Below are 7,613 nucleotides of genomic sequence, written 5' to 3' on the forward strand. Positions count from 1 at the left end.
CGTGCCGTTCGCCGGGCATATTGCCGACGGGTGATTTTGGTCCAGGCCATCGTGTTCTCCATCGAATCTCGCAAATCCGAAGGAATCATAACCTGCTGAAATCACCCACCTCTTTTTGAGGCAGCCTCTAAGCATTTGCGGCTACGTCTCTATCCGAAGGAAAGGCGGATCAGGAGCTGCAGCTGGAGGCAACATGCTTCTCGACGCTGGGAGGTTGCTCGCAGCGGCGCTTGCATCAAAATATGTCATTTGCCCGCGAGCCAGGCTCGCATTAAGCCCGCGCTATAGTCCCGCAGCTTCCTCGAACACCCAGTCCCGCCGGTCGGTCTTCTCGCCAATGCCGGCGAGGGTGCCGACAGCACGAGCGGAGCCGGCGATCGCCGCCAAATTCGACGATAACCTAATCCTCCAATGAAAATCGCGAGATAGTGCCCGCATCAGACTCAAGGGAGAGCCTGTACTTCCGATCGCGTTGGAATGACGGCCTGAACATCGCCTGCAGCAAATCGTGCCGAGACGATGATTAGGACATTGCAATGTCGATGCGGCGGTGAGTCGAGGAGCCCGCGAGAGCCATGGCCGGCAGTCTATTGCGCTGCCACGAGCGACGCCGCCGCGGGCACGAACCGACGACACCTGCCCTGGTCGATTTTCACCGCTGTGATGCGAAGCTTGCCGCAACCATCCGACATTTGGATGAGTCCTATTAAATCAATCGATTATCCCGATGGGCCGATCAAGCGTAAATAGGCGGTGAAGTGCTCCACCGACGGTGGGGTCGGCGATGCTAATCAGTGGTGGTTCACATGACGATAAGCCTCCTCGGCAGGGATGTCGACGATGTCCCCATTGATCCCACTGGCGACGGCCGGCTCATCAGTGGCGAAGGTATTGGGCAGATCAGAATACCCAATCCGCCGACGGACGGTATCGATCTCGCTCGCATGGTCGTGTTTGAGGTCTCGATCCAGTCCGTAGCTCTCGGCTTGTAATTTCATGCTCCAGGAGGCCCTCATGAAGATTTCCGTGGTGATCGTCCAAGCGAGCTGCACGTTTCTGCCGGTCTCGACGCGGTCGGTCGCGATTGCGATCCCGTCAGCTGCCTTCGGAGTTTTGCCGAGACTACCACTTTAGGGGATGGGCCGGGTGAGAGCCGCATTCGAAAACGGCGGGGGCAAGCTGGCGGCATTGGCCGCCAAATCACATCGTGAGAGGCGGCTGGTCCAAAGGCGCCGCTCTAATTTCAAAGGCTTGAGCAAATTGCGGTTTTAGAGGGTTAGCGTTGCGTGGCGATCTGCGGACAGGATGATCGTTGCTGCCGTCGTCGAAGCGGAACGAAGATACATGGGCTTCAGCTAGGACTGCCGATCACATGCTAGCGGGTTCGACTAACTGATACGGAGAAAAGATATGTCTGATGCAAAACTGCAAAGTGTGCTTTCGGCTCTTTCGCAGACGGTGAGACAGCTCGACGCTATTCCGGCTAAACAGCCGGGTCCTGAAGCCAATTGCGTTAAGCTGGACACGAATGAGAATCCATTTCCGTTGCCAATGCTGGTGATGCGAAGCGCGATTGCCGCCCTCAAACGGCATTACCTTTATCCGGAGGATGATAATCGCTGCTTGCGGGAAGCGGCCGCCAATGCGTATGGCCTCTCCCGCGATCAGGTGATCGCCGGCAATGGATCGTCTGAACTGCTGGGGCTAATCTACAGGGCTTTCCTTGCTCCGGGTGATAGCGTGGCGATGATGTCGCCAGGTTTTTCGTTCAACCGCAAACTAGCCTTGTTGCAGGGTGCTCAATTTCTCGAAATCGAATGGAGCAAAGCTTATTCGTTGCCGATAGAGCAATTGCTTCTCGGTCCCGCAAAAGAGGCAAAGTTCATCCTGCTGGCCAATCCGAATAACCCGAGCGGAACCTTTGTTCCAATAGCCGAGATCGACAGGCTCGCTGCGCAATCCGACCGTTTGATAGTGTTGGATGAGGCGTATGTCGATTTTGCGCCCGACGATGCTCTACGACTTATCAATCGCCATTCGAACCTGCTGGTCTTAAGAACATTTTCTAAAAGCTACGCCGCCGCCGGTATTCGCATTGGTTTCGGCTTCGGTCATCCTGAACTTATCGGAAGGCTGCGTAACAGCCAAAATCTCTTCAATATGAATCTTATTGCCCACGCGGTCGGCACCAGCATCCTCTCGCACCGCGCCGCCTACGCCGAGAACCACAAACATATCAAAGATGAAAGACACCGAACCACGGCCGCACTCTCTAAACTCGGATTTTCGGTGACCCCGTCTCATGCAAATTTCTTGCTTGCTCGCGCACCACCTGGGCAAAACGGCACGTGGTGGCAAGCATCGTTGAGAAGACGAAAGATACTTGTTGCCGTCTTTCCCGATGACGGCCTGGAAAATCATATTCGCGTAAGCGTCGGTTCAAAAACCCAAATGGATGCATTCCTATCAGCCGCCGCTGACATTTCTAAAAGCCTGAAGATGCAGCCGGTCACGCACGGCTAATCTTTGTTTTTGCCGACACCACAGAAACAGCCAAGTCGATTTGGCCGGGATACCCAGATCTCCGCACCAAATGAGGTCGACACAACCGGTGTCGGCGATTGCACTGACCCTGGTGCCTTTTGATGCCTCGTCGTGGAGAACCACGGCCGGAGCATAGACCGCCTCTTCATCGCTTGAATCGACATCTTTCATCTAACATTGGAGACAATCGAATGGGAAATGCCATTCCTTCTAATCTGACCTTCGGCATCTTCGATCATCTGGACGACAACGGCTGCGACATAGCCCAGCAGTACTCAGATCGCCTGAGGTTAGCCGAGGCGTGCGACGGCCTTGGTTTTTACGCTTATCACCTTGCTGAGCACCACTGTACTCCACATGGGAGAGGGCCATCGCCAAATCTGTTTTTATCGAGCGTCGCGCAGCGTACGCGTTGGATTCGTATCGGGCCACTTGTCATGCTGCTGCCCCTTTATCACCCGCTGCGTGCTTTTGAAGAAATCTGTATGCTGGACCAATTGAGCGGCGGCAGAGTTGAGGTCGGGATTGGACGCGGTTCTCTCCCGATCGAATTAAGTTATTTCGGGATGTGTGCGGACGCGGCACCAGGCTGCTATGCGGAAGCCAGTGAAATTCTTCTTAATGCGATGAGAGGCGGCACGTTGTCCCATAAGGGCCAGCATTTTGAGCTGAGCAACATACCTTTGACACTAAAACCTCATCAAAGCCCGCATCCACCGATGTGGATTGCCACAGGTAGACCCGAATCGGCCCGCTGGGCCGCTGCGAACGGCGCAAACATCGCGTGCCTGGGACCGTCCTCTTCTGTCCGCAAAATTACTGACGCCTTCCGCGCCCATCGAAAAGAGAACACGGGCGAAGATGATCAATCCTCGTTTCGTGGCTTGCTTCGCATGATCGTGATTGGGCGTTCTGACCGCGAAGCCTGGGTGCTCGCAGCGCCGGCTTACGAACACTGGCTCGCCAGCTTTGAATTCCTTTACGAGCTAAATGACCTGCAGACTCCACCAAACCTGCCGCTGACTTTCGACGAGGCGGTTGAGAACGAGTTATGCATCGCAGGGTCGGCGGCGTCGGTGAGACAAACATTACTTAGCCAGGTAGAAGAGGCAGGCGCCAACTATCTTCTGTGTCAACTTGCATTTGGGACCCTGCCGCTGGATGCTTCCCTTTACACAGCAGCCACTATTCAATCCGAATTTATGGCTCGTCTTAACTGATGCGCCATAATTTGGAGCCCCAACAACTTTTCCTGCGCCGTGCTGGCCGTCCAGTTGGATGCTAAACGTCAAGCTCCTCGCCGTCGCATCCGGTTCATATGCTCCTGATGATGGCAAAGTTCTCGGCAGCGCCCCGTTCATGGTATCATGATCGCCTCGCTATCGTCCTATGGCAAGCATTGAAGGCCACATTGTCGCCGAATCCTCGTCGACCGAAGCCGGCTATATCACCGCTTTTGGCTTTACGCTGGGAAAGAAGCCTTGTCCCCCGCACTATATGAGAGGAATTAAAATGATCGATCGTTACATCTCTGCCGCATCGTTGACCGCTGCAGTTTTGGGCTTGATGTTTCTCAGCAATCCTGCAGCGGCGCAAGAGACGCAACCCGCCCAAGGGCAACCAGATGGCAATGGTGCGGCTGCGGCCATCAGTGACCAGAAGATCGAAGCTTTTGCCGTCGCCTATCTCCAGGTGGACAAGATTAGGCAGGAGTACGCGGCCAAGATCAAGGCGGCGCCGGATGAGACAGCGAAGCAAGAGCTACGGAGCGAGGCAAGAAAACAGATGATACAGGCCGTTCAGACCTCTCCCAATATTTCAGTGGACGAATACAACGAAATTCTGGCCGCTGCACAGAAGGATCCTGTTCTCGTGAAGAAACTTGACGACAAACTGCAGAAATCCGCGCCCGCAAAGCAGTGAGCAACCCCACGATCACCGATCAATTTGATCACCCGCCATCGCCGCGCCGAGTCCTACAATCTTGGCACGGCGTTGACCGGGGGTTCTTCATGACCATGTCCGCGACATTGATCCAACTGGGCAGTGAGCACGTCGACAAGATACCCTGCGGCAATTGTCCGGCAGCCCAGCAGTCACATACGAGCGATGGACGCAATCATCTACTCTTCGGCGGGGCGCGTGCATTATCCGGATCTGCCGATGGCTCAAAGTGCCACTTTCCAACAAGATCACCCAAGTGGCCCTCACGGCGTAGTCGCATCTCCGACATCGTTGAGCGGCAGACAGACCGGCAAAACGTGAGGTCATGGATGAGCGATGTTCGCGATCGGCTACCCTAAACTAGCGTCCCCGGTGTTAAGCTAATCCCACTATCGTCAAAGCGGTCGGCGAGCGGGCGCGGGAACGTATAAGCTTGCCGGCAGCATTAACGCGCGGCGTATAGCGCGGCGCCCGAAACGGCGCTATGGCAGCCATATAATAGTCATGGCCCGATGAAGTTTTCGGATCACATGTGCGCAGGACAACATTCGTGCTGGTTTGAGTTGCTGAGCGGCGCGGTCGTGGCAATCGGCGAAACCATGCGGGACGCCTCCTCAAACAGCATTTCGCGCATCCAGACGCTTCCCGGATCACTATTGTGAAGTTCATGCCATTGAACGGCTTCGGTGAACGGAAGGTGTCGTGGCAGCGGAAGCTCGACGATGCGCAGCGGCATTGTTCTTGCGAAGTGCTGCGCCAGCCGTAAGGGCATGGTTCCTATGCGCTCATTGCCCGAAACCATGGACGGAATCATACTGAAGCCATGTACGACGACGTCGATCCGTCTCTCGCGACCGTGCTCGAGGAGGCACGAATCCTCGAGTCCCGGCCTCCGCGTATAGAATTTGGCCACAACGTGCCCCATCGACATGTATCTCTCGAACGTAAACGGCTCTTCCAGTTGCTTGTTCGAGGTGCAGCCTACGCACACGTGGACATCATCGAACAGTCTCGCTTGGGGATGGGCGTTTGATAAGAATATTTCCGGCAGAATGAAAAAATCAACGTCGCCGCGCCGAAGAAGGTCTTCATTATCATCGCCGGGGGGAAGAAATTCGAAGCTGACGCCGGGAGCTTCTCGCGCGACACGCTCCGCAATCCTTTCGAAAAACACGAGTGTAACGTAATCGGAAAGCACAATTTTGAAGCGGCGATCCGACCTAGCCGGGTCAAACGGCTCCCTCGAAATAATGGAGAGCTGAATCTGCAGCAGAGCCTCGCGCACCGCCGGCGCGATACCTTCAGCCCGCCGGGTGGGGATAAATTCGCGGCCGGCCATCGTAAACAGCTCATCTTGGAAATAGGTGCGCAACCGTGCGACCGCCGCGCTCATGGCTGGCTGGCTCAGGTTGATACTGCGCGCCGCCGCCGTCAGATTGCGTTCGCTCATCAGGGCGTCGAGCGCGACTAGGAGATTTAGGTCAAGCCCATTGAACCGCATAACTTATCTATCCACAGCGTGTATGTACGCCCTACAAACCTATCAGTACTCCTCATTAGTAATACAAATTGACGTTTTCACAGCGCAAAGACGCTCTGTGAAAACTTTCTTCGCAAATCGCATAGTGGGCGGAAAATTGAATATCGCGCAGTCCGACAGCGGGCCCATTTGGTGGGAAAGAAAGAGCGATCCGCACAGCATCCTGGTGAACTTCAGCGAGTGAACGGCAGGCCTTTTGTCATCGCTATATCGGTAGTCGATCTGTTCGGAGGGCAATCCCCTTCGGCGCCCGGAAAGACCTTTCCATGCGTAACAATGGTTTCACGTCCTCTGCGAATTTCTATTGGCGTGATATTTGCCAGAGATCAATTCGGTTCATCCCAGCGGTCGAGCGCCTTCTGACCCGGATCCCGATTGAGCGGGAGTTTATGATGCGGCGAAGAGGCTCAATACTAATTTGAAGGAACGTTTCAAAACACGCAGACGGCACTTGCCGTGCTCTGGATTGTTGCCGCGCGGCTATTCACTGAACATGGCACTGTGAAACTATTTGGCTTCCCCTCAGGCGGCGAGGCACCGGCAGGACAGTTGGTTTTCGCCAATGCTGCCCGCAGGCGGCGGCGATGGCTTAATCCTGTTTTGCTTCGTCGTCCTGTATCTGGTCTTGGCCGGGCCGGGGAGCTTTGATGCTAAGATGAAACGGATCTGAGCCGACCCTCGTGCTCAACTTGCCGGATAGGATCATCACCAAACGGTGGGCCGCAGCCTTGCAGATCTTCTCGCTAAGCAGCCTCCTGATCAAGGCCGCCACCAAGTTTAGATCAGACCCAACTCTTTGAACTTCAAGCTGCGGAACTGATATCCGAACGAACAGGTCCATCTCTTTCCGCCGCGTTCAATCCGCCAGCCTCAACTCCCCGCATACCATTTCCGACCTTGGTTCTGATCCAACGTCGCTTATCAAACGGAAACATAAAATAGTCACGTACGGTGAGTGGTTCGGACTGATCTCGGAGACCAACTTGCGGCCACTCGTCCTTTTTCGGCCAATATGCCGTGCGGAAAATCGTGTCCCATACCGTCGTAAAGAACCCATAGTTTCGATGCCGATGATGCGGTTCCATCGAGTGGTGAATGCGGTGGAATTTGTTGTCGCCGATAATGTATCGGAGCGGCCCAAGGTTGACTCGTGTGCTAGAGTGAGAAAGGTGGGCCTGAAAGGTAATTAGGGTCATGGCAACGACGGGCACGACGCCTGATTCGAAGTTAACCAGCGTAAGTGGTAGCGTGACAAACAATGCGTATACAAATGGCTCGGTAAAATGATGATTGCAATTCCAGGCCGTCAGTTCACGAATTGAGTGATGAGTGGCATGCAGGCGCCAAAGGAACGGAACGGCGTGTTGGGCGCGATGCATCCAATAATAGAAGAAGTCACCGGCTATCGCGACGAGCACACCTGAAAGGACGGCGAGCCCCGTGTTGATGAGCGGATTGCTAGAGTGAAGCAAGGCACCAAAATTGACCGTTAGATGGTGTAACGGGCGGATCCCAGCCAGGCGAGTTTGAAGGCTTGGTGGTCGTCCCTCACAATGATGGTGTCGCGGAGTCAGGAGTGGCCTGC

6 protein-coding genes and 2 pseudogenes are annotated in these 7,613 nt (G+C 55.0%); 5 read left to right on the forward strand and 3 right to left on the reverse strand.

From position 1 onward, the window contains the following. A pseudogene (locus tag GGD46_RS33365) lies at positions 1 to 89 on the reverse strand (IS5/IS1182 family transposase); the annotation flags it as partial. A gap of 717 nt (positions 90 to 806) precedes the next feature. On the opposite strand from GGD46_RS33365, the gene GGD46_RS33370 reads away from it, so the two are divergent. The 4 genes from GGD46_RS33370 (at position 807) to GGD46_RS33385 (ending at position 4,467) form a co-directional block, all read left to right on the forward strand. After that, positions 807 to 992 (forward strand): hypothetical protein, encoded by a 186-nt coding sequence (locus GGD46_RS33370; protein WP_172831088.1) that lies wholly within the window; start codon positions 807 to 809, stop codon positions 990 to 992. Between the two features lie 418 nt (positions 993 to 1,410). After that, positions 1,411 to 2,523 (forward strand): pyridoxal phosphate-dependent aminotransferase, encoded by a 1,113-nt coding sequence (locus GGD46_RS33375; protein ID WP_004120061.1) that lies wholly within the window; start codon positions 1,411 to 1,413, stop codon positions 2,521 to 2,523. Positions 2,524 to 2,735: 212 nt separating this feature from the next. After that, positions 2,736 to 3,764 carry an LLM class flavin-dependent oxidoreductase gene (locus GGD46_RS33380; protein WP_004120058.1) on the forward strand — a complete coding sequence of 343 codons (1,029 nt, stop codon included), beginning with the start codon at positions 2,736 to 2,738 and terminating at the stop codon, positions 3,762 to 3,764. A gap of 292 nt (positions 3,765 to 4,056) precedes the next feature. Then, positions 4,057 to 4,467: a DUF4168 domain-containing protein gene (locus tag GGD46_RS33385; protein ID WP_028755370.1), complete on the forward strand. Its 411-nt coding sequence runs from the start codon at positions 4,057 to 4,059 to the stop codon at positions 4,465 to 4,467. A 547-nt stretch (positions 4,468 to 5,014) separates the two neighbouring features. Here GGD46_RS33385 and GGD46_RS33390 read toward each other — a convergent pair. Next, a complete protein-coding gene (locus GGD46_RS33390; protein WP_004120053.1) occupies positions 5,015 to 5,989 on the reverse strand; it encodes a LysR family transcriptional regulator in 975 nt (324 codons plus the stop codon). Positions 5,990 to 6,484: 495 nt separating this feature from the next. On the opposite strand from GGD46_RS33390, the pseudogene GGD46_RS34215 reads away from it, so the two are divergent. Then, positions 6,485 to 6,698, forward strand: a pseudogene (locus GGD46_RS34215) (hypothetical protein). A gap of 133 nt (positions 6,699 to 6,831) precedes the next feature. Here the strand turns inward: GGD46_RS34215 and GGD46_RS33395 are convergent. Further along, positions 6,832 to 7,602 carry a sterol desaturase family protein gene (locus GGD46_RS33395; protein ID WP_246714421.1) on the reverse strand — a complete coding sequence of 257 codons (771 nt, stop codon included), beginning with the start codon at positions 7,600 to 7,602 and terminating at the stop codon, positions 6,832 to 6,834. Positions 7,603 to 7,613: the final 11 nt, after the last annotated feature.

The organism is Martinezella lusitana (genome assembly GCF_014207095.1).
GTDB classification, from domain to species: Bacteria; Pseudomonadota; Alphaproteobacteria; order Rhizobiales; family Rhizobiaceae; genus Rhizobium; species Rhizobium lusitanum_B.